Source organism: Gordonia sp. 34D, assembly GCF_056682775.1.
Genome location: NZ_CM155293.1, coordinates 2484324 through 2497844, shown reverse-complemented (window position 1 = coordinate 2497844; position 13521 = coordinate 2484324). Strand labels below are relative to the sequence as shown.

14 protein-coding genes are annotated in these 13521 nt (G+C 63.6%); 5 read left to right on the top strand and 9 right to left on the bottom strand.

Going from position 1 to position 13521, the window contains the following annotated elements:
• Nucleotides 1–16: 16 nt before the first annotated feature.
• Nucleotides 17–898, bottom strand: a complete 882-nt coding sequence (locus AC1L34_RS11585; protein ID WP_424296160.1) for an SDR family oxidoreductase — start codon at nucleotides 896–898, stop codon at nucleotides 17–19.
• 46 nt (nucleotides 899–944) lie between these two features.
• Complete coding sequence (locus tag AC1L34_RS11580; protein WP_424296158.1) at nucleotides 945–2555, bottom strand: MFS transporter; 1611 nt, start codon at nucleotides 2553–2555, stop codon at nucleotides 945–947.
• Nucleotides 2556–2639: 84 nt separating this feature from the next.
• Between AC1L34_RS11580 and AC1L34_RS11575 the strand changes: the two genes are divergently transcribed.
• The gene (locus AC1L34_RS11575) at nucleotides 2640–2768 is read left to right on the top strand and encodes a hypothetical protein (RefSeq protein ID WP_424296156.1); all 129 of its coding nucleotides are present in this window, start codon (nucleotides 2640–2642) and stop codon (nucleotides 2766–2768) included.
• 38 nt (nucleotides 2769–2806) lie between these two features.
• On the opposite strand, the gene AC1L34_RS11570 is transcribed toward AC1L34_RS11575, so the two are convergent.
• The 7 genes from AC1L34_RS11570 to AC1L34_RS11540 all read right to left on the bottom strand — a co-directional run bounded on the left by AC1L34_RS11570 (nucleotide 2807) and on the right by AC1L34_RS11540 (nucleotide 9429).
• The gene (locus AC1L34_RS11570; protein WP_424296154.1) at nucleotides 2807–3238 is read right to left on the bottom strand and encodes a DUF6918 family protein; all 432 of its coding nucleotides are present in this window, start codon (nucleotides 3236–3238) and stop codon (nucleotides 2807–2809) included.
• Between the two features lie 12 nt (nucleotides 3239–3250).
• Nucleotides 3251–4111, bottom strand: coding sequence for a MaoC/PaaZ C-terminal domain-containing protein (locus tag AC1L34_RS11565; protein WP_424296153.1), 861 nt, complete (start codon nucleotides 4109–4111; stop codon nucleotides 3251–3253).
• 1 nt (nucleotide 4112) lies between these two features.
• Nucleotides 4113–5867: a 3-oxosteroid 1-dehydrogenase gene (gene kstD, locus AC1L34_RS11560; RefSeq protein WP_424296152.1), complete on the bottom strand. Its 1755-nt coding sequence runs from the start codon at nucleotides 5865–5867 to the stop codon at nucleotides 4113–4115.
• 192 nt (nucleotides 5868–6059) lie between these two features.
• Nucleotides 6060–6818: a class I SAM-dependent methyltransferase gene (locus AC1L34_RS11555; protein WP_480034798.1), complete on the bottom strand. Its 759-nt coding sequence runs from the start codon at nucleotides 6816–6818 to the stop codon at nucleotides 6060–6062.
• 21 nt (nucleotides 6819–6839) lie between these two features.
• The gene (locus tag AC1L34_RS11550; RefSeq protein ID WP_424324151.1) at nucleotides 6840–7637 is read right to left on the bottom strand and encodes a VOC family protein; all 798 of its coding nucleotides are present in this window, start codon (nucleotides 7635–7637) and stop codon (nucleotides 6840–6842) included.
• Between the two features lie 242 nt (nucleotides 7638–7879).
• The gene (locus AC1L34_RS11545) at nucleotides 7880–8266 is read right to left on the bottom strand and encodes a hypothetical protein (protein WP_424296148.1); all 387 of its coding nucleotides are present in this window, start codon (nucleotides 8264–8266) and stop codon (nucleotides 7880–7882) included.
• Complete coding sequence (locus AC1L34_RS11540; protein WP_424296146.1) at nucleotides 8266–9429, bottom strand: 3-ketosteroid-9-alpha-monooxygenase, oxygenase component; 1164 nt, start codon at nucleotides 9427–9429, stop codon at nucleotides 8266–8268. The genes AC1L34_RS11545 and AC1L34_RS11540 overlap by 1 nt, the downstream gene beginning before the upstream one ends.
• Before the next feature lie 162 nt (nucleotides 9430–9591).
• Between AC1L34_RS11540 and hsaA the strand changes: the two genes are divergently transcribed.
• The 4 genes from hsaA to AC1L34_RS11520 are packed head-to-tail and all read left to right on the top strand — an operon-like array spanning nucleotide 9592 to nucleotide 13512.
• On the top strand, nucleotides 9592–10776 hold the full coding sequence (gene hsaA, locus AC1L34_RS11535; protein WP_424322267.1) for a 3-hydroxy-9,10-secoandrosta-1,3,5(10)-triene-9,17-dione monooxygenase oxygenase subunit: 1185 nt from the start codon (nucleotides 9592–9594) through the stop codon (nucleotides 10774–10776).
• A gap of 42 nt (nucleotides 10777–10818) precedes the next feature.
• Nucleotides 10819–11733 (top strand): iron-dependent extradiol dioxygenase HsaC, encoded by a 915-nt coding sequence (hsaC, locus tag AC1L34_RS11530; protein WP_424296142.1) that lies wholly within the window; start codon nucleotides 10819–10821, stop codon nucleotides 11731–11733.
• Between the two features lie 10 nt (nucleotides 11734–11743).
• On the top strand, nucleotides 11744–12319 hold the full coding sequence (gene hsaB / locus AC1L34_RS11525) for a 3-hydroxy-9,10-secoandrosta-1,3,5(10)-triene-9,17-dione monooxygenase reductase subunit (protein ID WP_424296140.1): 576 nt from the start codon (nucleotides 11744–11746) through the stop codon (nucleotides 12317–12319).
• On the top strand, nucleotides 12310–13512 hold the full coding sequence (locus tag AC1L34_RS11520; protein WP_424296167.1) for a hypothetical protein: 1203 nt from the start codon (nucleotides 12310–12312) through the stop codon (nucleotides 13510–13512). The genes hsaB and AC1L34_RS11520 overlap by 10 nt, the downstream gene beginning before the upstream one ends.
• Nucleotides 13513–13521 lie beyond the last annotated feature (9 nt).

Here is a 13521-nt window from a genome sequence, read left to right as displayed (position 1 = left end):
CCTCGATGGGCTCCGCTTACTCGGAGATCGGGGGAGTGGAAATGTCTTGGGGATCGGTCAAGGACTGTTCGTAGTCGGCGCGCTCCGATGAACCGGCCACTGCCGCAACCTGATTGGGGACAGCAAAGCGGAGGACGCGGTCGCGGAGGGATTGCGGCAGAATGCCCGAGACTGCGACCAGTGGTCCGACATTGCCCGGTACCCACACCTGGAAGCGGCGAGATCCGATCGCGGATACGACAGCCGAGGCGACCTCGCTCGGGGAGAGAAGTTTCACCGAGCCGGAAGCGGTCCCCGCGGCGAGCTCAGTATCGACCACCGTCGGCATGATGACGGACAAGTCGACGCCCGAACCGCGCAGTTCTTCGCGCACGCCAGTCAGGTAGCCGAGGACGCCGTGCTTGGTGGCGGCGTACGTCGATTCGCCGGGAGGTGCCAACCGCGAGGCCGCCGACGCGACCGTCACTATCTGCCCGCGCCTTCGCCGGCGCATGGTTGGTGCGGCCAGTCGTACGCCGCGGATCACGCCGAGCAGATTCACCGCGACCATCCGCTCGGCAGCAACGGAAGGTTCGGCGTCGAACGGGCCAACCCACATCACGCCAGCATTGTTGACCAGCACATCAATGGGGCCCAAGTCTTGGGCGACCTGGTCGAGGAACGTGCTGAAAGAGGCATCGTCGGTCACGTCCAGGGCGTAGCCGCGAGTGCCCGAACCGAGTTCGGTTGCCGAACGCTGGGCGGCCTCGGCGTCGATATCGCCGATCGCGACGTGGGCCCCACGGGCCACCAGGTCGGTCGCGATGGCGAAACCGATACCGCGGGCCGCGCCCGTAATGGCGATGGTGGAACCGGCGACGTCGACCTGCGGCGGTTGCTTCAGGAAGGGGATGCGCATGGTGGTTAGTCTTGTCCTTTCGGTCGGGAATGCGAAAGCTGCGGGGCTAAACATCCTCCGGTGCAATAACCTCGCGGGGCGCGAACCAGCCGAGGAGGATGGCACCGGCGAGTAGCACCGAACCGAGCACCAGGCAGGCCGTCTGCAGCGGCGGCATGAAGGCTGCGGTGGCTCCAGCGGTGATCTGGTCAGCGAGGGCAGCACCCTGCGGCGGCAGTTGGCTCGCCACTTCGACCGCCCCGGCAAGCGAACTTCGCACACCATCGGCGGCCTGGTCGGCGGCGGCGGGGTCGACGGCCGACAACTGCGAGTGCACCAGGTCGGCGGTGCCTTCGATGCGCTTGGAGTAACCAGCGGCAAGCAGGCTTCCAGCGAGGGCGATACCGATGGCCGCGCCGAGTTCGCGGGCAGTGTCGTTGACTGCCGACCCAACCCCCTGATTCTCCAGCGGCGTATTCGACATGATGGCCGTGGTGGACGGCGCGGTCGCCAGGCCAATGCCGACGGCGCAAATGCCGAGCATGGTGCCGAGCTTCCAGTAAACGTCGGCGTCGATGATGCCGATAGCGAGCACGCCCAGCGCGGCAATCGCGATACCGGTGGCGAGCACAAACCGCAGCGAATCGAACCGCACGGCCACCCAGTTACCGATCATCGCGAAAACGCCAACACCAATCACCATCGGGAACAGTGCGACCGCCGACTTCAGCGCCGAGTAGCCAAACACCAACTGCAGTTGCAGAAGCAGCAGATAGAACACGCCGAACGAGGCAAAGAACTGCAAGCCGACCGACAGTGATCCGGCCGCAAAAGCGCGGTTGCGGAACAGGTCGACGTCGAGCAGTGGGGATTCGCGGCGCTGCTCAATCAGGATGAACGCGCCAATCAAGATGACGCCACCGATGAGGCACAGCAGGATCAACGGATCAGTCCAGCCGCGGTGCGGGGCTTCCAAGAGCCCAAAGACGACCGCCGCGATCGCCGTCATAGAAGTCAGCGATCCGACAATGTCGAACGCCCCCGGGTGCTCGTCCTTCGAATTGCCGATCGTGAAAGTCAGCAGCAGGATCAGCAGGGACGATGCGGCGAAGGTAATGAATACCGAATGCCAGTGGAAGTACTCGAGGAGCACCCCGGTGACGAAGAATCCCAGAATGGCACCCGCGCCGGCCACGCCCGCCCAAATGCTAATGGCGATGGCCCGCTTCTCGCGCGGCACGCCCGCGGTGATCAACGACAGGGTTGCGGGCATAATCATCGCCGCACCGACACCGGCGATGAGCCGAGTAATGATGAGTTCGGTCGGGGAGTCGACCCAGATGGCGGCGAGGGAGCCCAGGCCGAAGATGATGACGCCAACCATCAGAATGGGACGCCGCCCGAAGCGGTCGCCGATGGCGCCCGCTGGCAGGAGGAGTGCGGCCAGCACCAACGTGTAGCCGTCGATAATCCACGTCATTTGCCCGGTCGTGGCACCGGTGGCGCGGGCAATGTCGGGGAGAGCCGTGTTGAGGGCCGCCATCGCGGCGACCACGAGGCTCACGGCGACGCACGCGACCAGAATCAGCCAGGCGGTCCGGAAGGTCGTGCTCGATTCGCCGGTGCTTTCGGGCTCTGCCGCGGCCTTTTCGTCACTGGGAGTTCTTCCGACACGCATCGTTAGTTCATCGCCTTCTCTTGTAACTTATGACACATTAGTCACACGGACAACAAATCACGTTCGAGTGAAAGTTGATCAAACATGACTGCCAACCAGCTCTCATCGCGTTCCCAACAGGGCCGAATCCACATCTGGCGGTTGCTCGCCATGGTCGCGGTCCTCATCGGAATCATGACCGTTCTCCTGCTGATAGCAGCAAGCGCGGTCTGACCACTCCGATCAGACCGCGCTCGCGAACTCACAGTGAACTATCCGGCGTACTTCTCGACCACAGCGCCCACCGGGACGAGTGCGTCGACAACGTAATTCTTGGCCTTGCCGCGAATGCTCTTGTACGCCTTCGCCAGCACTGACGGCGCACTCTCGGCCTGGCCATCGGTAACAGCCAGCAGGCCCTCGGCGACAGCATCGCCATTGGCTGCCAGGTGATCACCGAAGGCCACACCGGCCGGCTTGGAATCCCAGAACGGCGACAGGGCCGTCAGGAAGTCCGGCAGCATCTTGCTCGTCGCAGTCTGAACCACACCCGGCTTGAACTTCGATGCGGCACCGTAGGCGGCCTTGATGGCGGTGCCCGACAGCCCGGACTGCTTCTTCACCTCCGCGTCAATGACGTCGGCGAAATCGGACGCCATGGCTTCGCGGTTGGCGTCGAGTGAGGGCAGGAGGGAGGCGGTCATTACGGCCTTTCGTCAGGATTTGATGAAGACGACATTGCCCAGGGCCGGTGCATCGTCACGATCGACGATGGTGGTGGCCACAAGCAGTCGATCGCCATCTTCCCAGGCTCGGACCCGCAATGTCTCACCGGGGAACACAACTCCGGCAAAGCTCACTCCGTAATCTGCGACCGCAGCCACGTCACCGGCGAAAATGTCGTCGACGACGGCCCGGCACACGCTTCCGTAGGTGCACAGACCATGCAGAATTGGGCGCGGGAAGCCAGCATTCGACGCAAATTCAGGGTCGCTATGCAACGGGTTGCGGTCGCCACACAGGCGGTACAGCAGGGCCTGATTGGGGTGCGTGGGAACGAGGATCTCGTGATCGGCGCCGCGATCAGGCAGATTCACCTTGGTAGACGAACCGCGGTCGCCGCCGAAGCCGCCCTCACCCTTGGCGAAGATCGACGAGCGTGCGGTCCACAGCGGGTCACCCGCAGCGTCGACGGTCACCGACTCTTGGATGATGACGGCGGCCGAACCCTTGTCCTGCACCTCAGCGATCTTGGTGCGGGTGGTCGCCGTGCCAGATGCGGGCAGCGGACGATGCACGCGCACCTGCTGGGCACCGTGCACCACCTTCGACAGGTCGATGTCGACACCGGGGAACACCACCTTCGGTGCCTCGGTGGCGTTGAAGGTCGCGGCGACCGTTGCGAACGACGGCAGCACCTTGGGGTTCACGTCGTCGACATACTGCAGGCCGACGGTGTCCATCGGGTCGTGCGCACCGCCCACGGCGAGGTTGTAGAGCGCCACCTCGCGCGGGGTCCACGAGAACGTGGTTTCGCCGAGGTCAGCGCCTACGGCAATCGAGGGATCGATAGGCATGTCAGGCTCCCGTCTTGGCGGCTGAGGCGTTCTTAGCCTTGTCGGCGGCGTCCAGGGCGGCGAGGTAACCGAAGACCATGGCGGGTCCAATGGTGGCGCCGGGGCCAGCGTAGGTGTGGCCCATCACCGGTGCGCTGGTGTTGCCCGAGGCATACAGACCGTTGATGATGCTGCCGTCGGCGCGCAATGCACGACCGGCGACGTCGGTGTTGATGCCGCCCTTGGTGCCGAGGTCGCCGGGGACCATGCGGCACGCGTAGAACGGGCCTTCATCGACGACGCCGAGGCTCGGGTTCGGCTTGTTGTTGATGTCGCCGTAGTAGTGGTCGTACGAGCTTTCGCCGCGGTGGAAGTCCTCGTCGACGCCGGTACGAGCAAAGTTGTTGAAGCGGTCCGTGGTGGCCTTCAACTTGTCGGCGGGCAGACCGGTCTTCTCGGCGAGCTCGTCAAGCGAGGCGGCCTTGATGACGGCACCGGACTTGAGCCAGCTCTTCGGGAGCGGCTGGCGTGCGGTGAGGCCAGCGAACAAGTAGCGGTTGCGGCAGCGCTGATCGAAGATCAACCAGCCGGGCACATTCTCGCCCGGGCCTTCGCCCTGACCGAACTTGCCGCCGTACATCTGGTGAACGGCCTCAACATAAGGCAGCGACTCGTTCATGAAGCGCTCGGCGCGCTCGTTAACGATGAAGGTGCCCGGAACCGAACGCTCCGACAAGGCAAACCAGGGGCCCTTGGGCAGCGGGATCGTCGGACCCCACCACGAGTCGTCCATCAGCGAGACAGCTGCGCCGACCTCCATGGCCGCGTTGATGCCGTCGCCGGTGTTCGACGGTGCGCCCGTGGTCCACTCGGTGCCAATCGGGGCGCGCTGATACTTCGCGCGCATCTCGGCGTTGTGCTCAAAGCCGCCGCTGCCGAGGATCACGCCGTAGCGGGCGTTGATCGTCGAAGCCGGAGCGTCTTCAGTGCCGCCGATCTTGACGCCAACGACGTCACCCTTGTCGTCGGTCACCAGACCGGTCAGCGGGGTGTTGAGGCGAATGTCGACGCCAGCCTGACGGCAGCCCAGCAGGAGTTCAGCGGCGAGAGCGGCACCCATGGCGATCATCTTCTTGCCGCGCAGGCGAGCCCAGAAGAAACGCATGCCGACCTTGGCCATGCGGACCGGTCCGCGCCAGTTGCGCATGCCGGTGTTGAGCCAGCGGTAGTCGGACTGCAAGACCACCATGTTCAGCGGGGCCTTGGTGTACTGCGGGTGCAGCGTGTCCAGGTCGGCACCGAGAGCGCGGGCGTCGAACGGCTTCGGCTCCACCGAGCGACCCATGGCGCGACCGCCGGGTGCCTCCGGGTAGTAGTCGGAGTAGCCCTTGACCCATTCGAGCTCGAGCGGCGAGTGCGCGATCAGGTAGTCGAGGGCCTCGGGGCCGCGATCGATGTAGGTATCGATGCGGTCGGCGGGCGCGGCGTCGCCGATGATGGCGTGCGCGTACTTGCGGGCCTCTTCGGGGGTGTCCTGGACGCCGTCGCGCTTCAGCACCGAGTTGTTCGGAATCCAGACGCCACCGCCCGAACGGGAGGTGGAGCCGCCCCAGTAGGGGGACTTCTCGATCAGGACGGTCTTGAGTCCCTTGTTGGCGGCAGTCAGTGCGGCGGCAAGGCCTGCGCCTCCGGCACCGACGACGACGACGTCGAACGTTTCTGCGTTCGAGTCAGCGGTCGCTGACTCTTGTGCACCCGGTTCTGCGGCGGCGGTCATATTGTTCCCTTCGGTCTGCGCTCTGCGTGATCTCCACGCAAAAGTAGAACGTGTTTCACTTCAGCCTAAACTAGGACACGTTCTTACTGAAAGTGCATGGTCGCGCATCTGGCGACCACTCATCTGCAACGATCCCGCTCCGTGGGAGATTCTGTCAACTTGGCGGGTACACGCATCGACGGTAAGTGGCGGTTATGCCCGCGCGGTTACCAACCAGCAGTAATTGGGGTGCGCGACAACGCCGTCGACCATGCTCGTCGCAATGTCGGCGCGCATCCGTGCCAGCGTCTCGTCGTCGACATCGGTATTTCCGGTCGCGCCGATCACCGACAGTCGTTCTTCGATGCCGTCGGTGGTGGTGCCATGGCCCTCCGGAGTGCCATAAGTACTGACGAACTCGAACCGATCAATGACAATGTCGTGCCAACCGGCGTCGGACAGATAGCCCCGCAGTAGATCGGCGTCGGCAAAGGCCATCGGCCCCGGAACTCCCGAAGGTGGCGGGTTCGGGGCCAGGATCCGAGTGCCCAACGTGAACATCAGATTGGGTTGATCGTCGCGCCAGCAGACAAAGGTCATGGTGGCGCTGGGGGCGGCGAAGCGCCGCAGGTTGGCAAAGGCGGCGGTCGGATCGGCAAAGAACATGACGCCGAAGCGGGAAACAAGTCGATCGAAACCCGCACCGACGTACTGCGATAGGTCGGTAGTTTGCCCATCGCCGAGAACAGTGATCGCCTGCGGAACACGTCGCTCGGCCACCCGGAGCATTTCCGGTGAGATGTCGACCCCGACGGCCTTTGCGCCCGCGTCGACAGTCGCCTCCAGTAGGGCACCGGTACCGCAGCCGACATCGAGCACGGTGCCCGCGAGATCCGCGGTTGCGACGATGGCTACGGCGGCCGGTGCCAGAATCTGGTCGAAGAGTTCTCCCTGTTCAGCCCAAGTGGTCACGGCTTCATTAGAGCAGGGAACTCACATGCCCGCCGGTGGGCTGGCGATACAGATGGCAGCACCCATCGGATCCTTGAACGACGCGAGCACGCCGTAGGGAGTGTCGTCCGGTGGCATCAGGAGTGACCCGCCGAGTTCGCTGACCTGGGAGAGGGTTGCGGCAACGTCGGCGACGGTGACGTACACCTGCCAGAACGACGGGTGGTCGTCGCCCATCATGCCCGCAGCGTCCATGAGTCCGGCCGTGCCTTCGCGGTCATCGCCGCTGCCGACCATGATTTGGGCGTACCGTCCCGGACCGGCGTCGCCGCCGCCGATCTCTTCCAGTTCCCACTCGAAAACCTTGGGGTAGAAGTCTTTTGATGCGTCGTAGTTCATAGACATTTCGTCGAACCAGTAGGGCGTCCCGACGTCGCCCCGTTCGACGAATCCGGGGTGCGTCCCGGCCTGCCAAATGCCAAAGACGCCGCCGACCGGATCGGCATAAACGGCCATCGTGCCCATGTCTCCGACTGCCATCGGTGGCACTAGAACGCCACCACCAGCGGCGGTGACGGCTTCGGTGGTGGCTGCGGCGTCATCGCTGCGGAAATACACCGACCACACATTGGTGGGGGAGGTGTCGCTGCCTTCCATCGGCATCAGGCCGGCAACTCGATTGCCGTTGGCCTGGAAGTTTCGGTAGCCGCCGAACTCGGCGGCGGGTTCTTCGGTGGTCCAGCCAAAGAGGGTGCCGTAGAAGTCGGTGGCGCGGTCCACGTCACTGGTCATGAGGTCGAACCAGACGGGGGCGCCGGGAACTGCGGAGTAGGCGGGCATGACGATCTTTCTTTCGATTGCGTGGCATTCGCGGAAATGGATGTCGGGTCCAATCCTTGTCGATCACGGCGGACGTGTCGACGGCAAATGCGTAGTTTCGCCCCGCCCCGTCGTTCTCGCATGATGCGTCGATTCCCGCACTATGTCAGACGTAGTGCGGGAATCGACGCATCATGCGAGAACGCAAAACTGGGCCGCCACGGGAAGTCCGTGGCGGCCCAGCTTTGTTGTTTCGACCTAAGTCACCAGTAGCCGTCGGGGTCTTCGGCGGGGGATTCGTTGGGAATGATGCCTTCGGCAACACCGTGATCGATGCTTGCCGAGAGCCGGGGGCAAGTCGGCAGCAACGCGGCACGACCACCGTCGGCGAGAATCGCGGAGATCTCGACGCACTGCTCCAGAGCGGGCTCATTCCACTGCACGCTGGTGTGGTGAGCGCCGGTCTTTTTGACCATCACCTGGGCGTGGCAGGTACGACATTCGAGCTCGGTCATCCCGCCGGACAGGTAATGCCGACGGTCGCGGGCCGTGGCCGCAGCGACTTCCGCGGCGCGGTCCGGGTCATTGGCCCACGCGGGAGCCTTGGCCCAGCCCGCACCTGCGGCGTCGCGTTCGTCGGCGCGAGTCATCAGACTGACGCACCCTCGGAGTCGGCGGCCTTCTCGGCAGCTTCCTTCTCAGCCTTGACGCGGAGGTTTTCCGCAACCTCCACGCCCCAGCTTTCGAGCGCCTTCTCGGTGTCGATTTCGTACTCGTAGCGGCCGGTCATCTCTTCGGTGACGTCGGCGGCGTCGACGTAGAACTGCTCGTACCAGCGGCGAAGCTGGTAGACGGGGCCGTCCTCTTCGACGAGCAGCGGGTTGTCGATGCGAGTCTTGCGCTTCCAGATCGCGACGTCCTGCAGGAAGCCAACCTCGACGCCCTTGGTGATCTTCTCGACCATTACCTGAGCCTGATCGGCGTTGAGGCCCTCGGGCACCTTCGCCATCACGCCGAACATCAGCGCGAACGAGTTCTCGCTGATCGGGTAGTGGCAGTTGGTCAGGATCGTTTCGATCGAGTAGTCGCCGTAGTACTGGACCATCGGGTTCAACATGTACGACGGGCCGTAATACGCGGCGATCGATTCCAGGCGGGTGTCACCGTAAGCGGTCGAGATGCCCACGTCGGGACGGCCGTGGCTGTTCATGTACTGCGCGGCGATTTCGCCCTCAAAGACGTTCTTGAAGTAGTCCGGGAGTGCGTAGTGCACGTAGAAGAAGTGCGCCATATCGACTACGTTGTCGATGATCTCGCGGCAGTTGGAGCCCTCGATCACGATCTTGTTCCAGGTCCAGCCCGTCCACTGGTCCTGACCGAACTCTTCGAGTTCGGGGATCACGATGTCGTCCGACGGAGCGTTCTCCTCGGGATCGTTGTAGACGAAGACCTGGCCATTACGGACCATGGTCGGCCAGGTGCGGGTCTTGGCCAGCTTGGGGTGACGCTTCGCGTAGGGCACGTTGGCGGCGCGACCCTTGCCGTTCCACTCCCAGCCGTGAAAAGCGCAGGCGACGTTATCGCCCTTGACGGTGCCCATCGACAGGTCGGCACCCATGTGCCGGCAGTAGGCGTCCAGCGTGTGGATCTGGCCTTCGCGGTCGGCCCACACGACGAGTTTGGTGCCGAAGATCTCAAGCGAGTGGGTTTCGCCGTCGTTGTATTCGTCAACCAGTCCAATGCAGTGCCATCCGCGGGCGAACCGCGCGGGGGGCGTGCCCGTGTCGATCTCCCGGATTCCGGTGTCAGTCATTTCTCTTGACTCCCTCGTCGGTGTCTTTGGTCGGGCATTCGCCCGTCTTGTATCGATACTAGAGCACAATTACGTCAAAATGAGAACGTGTTCTAGTTTTGAATGAGAACGTGTTCTAATATTAGTAGAAATTCGACGCCAAGACGAACAGGAGCAACCCTCATGGCAGCACAGCGAAGCGAAGCCGCACAACAGGTTCTGGACAAGATCGACGCATTGCTGCCGGAGTTGGCCGCACGCGCGCAGTCCACCGAAGATGCACGACGCATCCCCGACGAGGTCGCCACTCTCGTTGAAGAGACGGGCTTCTTCAAGCTCCTGCAACCCGAGCAGTGGGGCGGCTACCAGACCGACCCGGTCACCTTCTATGAGGCCGTCCGTCGTCTCGCCACCGCATGTGGCTCCACCGGTTGGGTCGCAGGAATCGTCGGCGTCCACAACTGGCACCTCGCACTCTTCAGCCAGCAGGCACAGGAAGACGTCTGGGGCGAAGACACCAGCGTCCGCATCTCCTCCTCGTACGCGCCGATGGGTATGGGCGAGGTCGTCGAGGGTGGCTACAAGGTCAACGGATCCTGGGCTTGGTCGTCCGGTTGCGACATCGCCGACTGGGTGGTCGTCGGTGGCCCGGTGATCAAGGACGGCAAGCCGGTCGACTTCGTCAGCTTCCTGATCCCGCGCAGCGACTACAACATCAAGGACGTCTGGAACGTCGTCGGCCTCCGCGGCACCGGTTCCAACACCATCGAGGTTAAGGACGTCTTCGTCCCGACCCACCGCATGCTGAGCTTCCGCGCCATGAGCATGGGTGAAGCGCCCGGCCTGGAGAAGAACACCGCCCCCGTCTACAAGATGCCTTGGGGCACCATCCACCCGTCGACCATCTCGACACCCATCGTCGGAATGGCCTACGGCACCTACACCGCTCACGTCGAGCACCAGGGCAAGCGCGTCCGCGCCGCCTACGCTGGCGAGAAGGCCAAGGACGATCCGTTCTCGAAGGTCCGCCTCGCAGCAGCCGCTAGCGACATCGACGCCGCATGGCGCCAGCTGTCGGGCAACCTGCAGGATGAGTACGACCTCATCGTCGCCGGCGAAGAGGTGCCGATGGAACTGCGTCTGGCTGCTCGCCGCGACCAGGTCCGCGCCACCGGTCGCGCCATCGACTCGATCGACCTGCTGTTTGAAAACTCGGGTGCGCACGCCCTTGAGAACGGCACCCCGATTCAGCGTTTCTGGCGCGACGCCCACGCGGGCCGCGTCCACGCCGCCAACGACGCCGAGCGCGCCTACGTCGCATTCGGTAACGGGGAGTTCGGTCTCCCCATCGGCGACACGATGGTCTAATCGGCTCGAGAAAACACCTACTAGATAAGAGGAAGACAGTAGATGTCTGACGACCAGAGCCCCATCCGGTCACTCGGTTACATGCGCATTGATGCCACCGACATGGATGCGTGGCGCGAATACGGTCTGAAGGTCCTCGGCATGGTGGAAGGTTCCGGGTCTATCCCCGGTGCCCTCTACCTGCGGATGGACGATTTCCCGGCGCGCCTGGTTATCGTCCCCTCCGATCGCGATCACCTGGCCTGCTCGGGCTGGGAGTGCGCGACCGCCGCCGGACTGCAGCAAGTGCGTGACAACCTCGCCGCCGCGGGCGTCGAGTTCCGTGAAGGCACCGACGAAGAGCGCGCGGACCGCCGCGTCGACGAGCTCATCGTTTTCGCCGACCCCGACGGCAATGTGCTCGAAGCGTTCCACGGTGTCGCCTTGCAGCACCGTCGTGTGGTGAGCCCGTACGGTCACACCTTCGTCACCGCCGAGCAGGGTCTGGGCCACGTGGTCCTGACCACGACCGACGACGCCAAGGCTCTCGCGTTCTACCGCGACGTCCTCGGCTTCCGACTCCGCGACTCGATGCGACTGCCTCCGCAGGTGGTCGGGCGGGCCGAAGGTGAAGAACCGGCATGGCTGCGGTTCTTCGGCTGCAACCCGCGTCACCACTCGCTGGCATTCCTGCCGATCCCGAACAGCACGGGCATCGTGCACCTCATGGTTGAGGTCGAAAACTCCGACGATGTCGGTCTCGCCCACGACCGCGCCTTGCGCAAAAAGGTGCCAATGTCAGCAACTTTGGGTCGCCACGTGAACGACCTGATGCTGTCGTTCTACATGAAGACTCCGGGCGGGTTCGACATCGAATTCGGTTGCGAGGGTCGCACTGTAGATGACAATGAATGGATCGCGCGCGAGTCCACGGCAGTTAGCCTGTGGGGTCACGATTTCACTATCGGAATGAAGTAGAGGGCACTCGATGGCACCGACATCCCCGTACGGGACCGACGATTTCAACTCCAGGCAGTTCCGCACTGCCATGGGTCAGTTCTGTACGGGGGTGACGGTGATTACGACCCTCGATCCTGACGGGAAGCCTGCGGGCTTTGCCTGCCAGTCGTTTGCGGCGCTCTCGCTGGATCCGCCGCTCATCGTTTTTTGCCCGATGAAGACCTCGGGCACCTGGCCGCTCATCGAAGCCAACGGCAAATTCGTCGTCAATATTCTGTCGAACCGGCAGGAGGACGTCAGTGCGACGTTTGGTGCACCGGGTTCGGATAAGTTCAGAAGCATCGCTTGGGATCCGTCGCCCGCCGGGCTGCCGGTCCTGCGCAACAACCTCACCTGGGTTGAGTGCTCCGTCGACTCCGTCAGCGACGGCGGCGACCACTGGGTCGTCATCGGCCGCGCGCTGACGCTCGGCGAAGTAGTCCAAGACAAGCCGCTGCTGTTCTACCGCGGTGGTTACCTGTCGACCGAGCACCCCCGCGTCACACCTGCCAAGGCAGAACTCGAAAACTTCCTCACCTGGAACGACGGGGACACCTGGCTGTGACGGTCGAAACGAGTGCCCCGAGTGCAATCACGGCACCTTTCACCGCCGCGATTGCTGAAGCCGAGGCCATGGTTTTGGGTGCCGAGTTTGCCGAGACCGACGCGGATCGCGCCGAGGGGCTTGAGTATCTCTCGGGCAGCATCGCGTCGATCCTCGATTTGGCTCGCGCCCACGACAAAGCGCACCCGTACTTCGTCACGTCTACCGGTCCATACGCCAAGATGGGCCTCGACAATCCCGACACGATCTACTACCACGCGACCGTGGTGCCCGAAGCTACCTATGTGGTACGCGGCGTTCGGGGAAACACCGCTGACCTCAGTTTTCAGGTGCTGCGCGGTGATTACACGGCCACCAAGGTGCCCGGTGGTGACGGGGCATTCGACGATCGTCGCATCACCATCGCCGACGACGGCAGCTTTGAACTCACCTTTGGTCCGGCGATCGACAATCCGCCCGCCGACTACTTTGTGCTCGGCGAGGGCGCGTCCATGCTGGCGGTCCGCGAGGTTTACGGCGACTGGGCGACGCAGACGCGCGGTTCGGTCACCATCGAACGTGTCGACACCGTCGGGACGGTCCCCGCAGAGCTAACGACGGCACGGATGGCCCGACGCTACGCGATCGCCGCCAAGATGCTCACCACCCGCATCAATACCTGGTTCAACTTCCCGAAGTGGTTCTACCTGGACGAGCCGGTCAACACCTTTACCGCGCCGCGCAGCACGCCGGGCGGACTGTCGACGCAGTTCTCGTCCGTCGGCCACTACGACCTCCCCGCCGGTAAGGCGATGGTCGTGACGGTGCCGAAATCGCAGGCCCCGTACCAGGGTTTTCAGCTCGGAAGCATGTGGTACATCTCCCTCGACTACGTAAACCACCAGACGTCGTTGAACTCGGCCCAGGCCCAGGTGGACCCGGACGGCATGATCCGCATGGTGATTTCCGAGAATAATCCGGGCATCGCCAACTGGATCGAAACCACCGGTCGCCGCCGCGGCATTTTGCAGTTCCGGTGGCAGCGAATCGACAATCCCGTGACACCCGAACTCGGTCCCAGTGCCGTGGTGGTCGATGATGCCGATGTGGCTGCGCATTTGCCGTACTTTGCTGATAATCAGATCGACGATCCCGGCTGGTCCGAGCGAATTGCCGTCCGGCAGCGAGCTTTTGCCCGCCGGATGCTCGGCTAGTCTCCGCTA

Excerpts from the sequence above, each read along its gene's own strand:
- AC1L34_RS11585 (WP_424296160.1), bottom strand. The coding sequence starts at position 898 with ATGCGCATCCCCTTCCTGAAGCAACCGCCGCAGGTCGACGTCGCCGGT.
- AC1L34_RS11580 (WP_424296158.1), bottom strand. The coding sequence starts at position 2,555 with ATGCGTGTCGGAAGAACTCCCAGTGACGAAAAGGCCGCGGCAGAGCCC.
- AC1L34_RS11575 (WP_424296156.1), top strand. The coding sequence starts at position 2,640 with ATGACTGCCAACCAGCTCTCATCGCGTTCCCAACAGGGCCGAATCCAC.
- AC1L34_RS11570 (WP_424296154.1), bottom strand. The coding sequence starts at position 3,238 with ATGACCGCCTCCCTCCTGCCCTCACTCGACGCCAACCGCGAAGCCATG.
- AC1L34_RS11565 (WP_424296153.1), bottom strand. The coding sequence starts at position 4,111 with ATGCCTATCGATCCCTCGATTGCCGTAGGCGCTGACCTCGGCGAAACC.
- kstD (WP_424296152.1), bottom strand. The coding sequence starts at position 5,867 with ATGACCGCCGCCGCAGAACCGGGTGCACAAGAGTCAGCGACCGCTGAC.
- AC1L34_RS11550 (WP_424324151.1), bottom strand. The coding sequence starts at position 7,637 with ATGCCCGCCTACTCCGCAGTTCCCGGCGCCCCCGTCTGGTTCGACCTC.
- AC1L34_RS11545 (WP_424296148.1), bottom strand. The coding sequence starts at position 8,266 with ATGACTCGCGCCGACGAACGCGACGCCGCAGGTGCGGGCTGGGCCAAG.
- AC1L34_RS11540 (WP_424296146.1), bottom strand. The coding sequence starts at position 9,429 with ATGACTGACACCGGAATCCGGGAGATCGACACGGGCACGCCCCCCGCG.
- hsaA (WP_424322267.1), top strand. The coding sequence starts at position 9,592 with ATGGCAGCACAGCGAAGCGAAGCCGCACAACAGGTTCTGGACAAGATC.
- hsaC (WP_424296142.1), top strand. The coding sequence starts at position 10,819 with ATGTCTGACGACCAGAGCCCCATCCGGTCACTCGGTTACATGCGCATT.
- hsaB (WP_424296140.1), top strand. The coding sequence starts at position 11,744 with ATGGCACCGACATCCCCGTACGGGACCGACGATTTCAACTCCAGGCAG.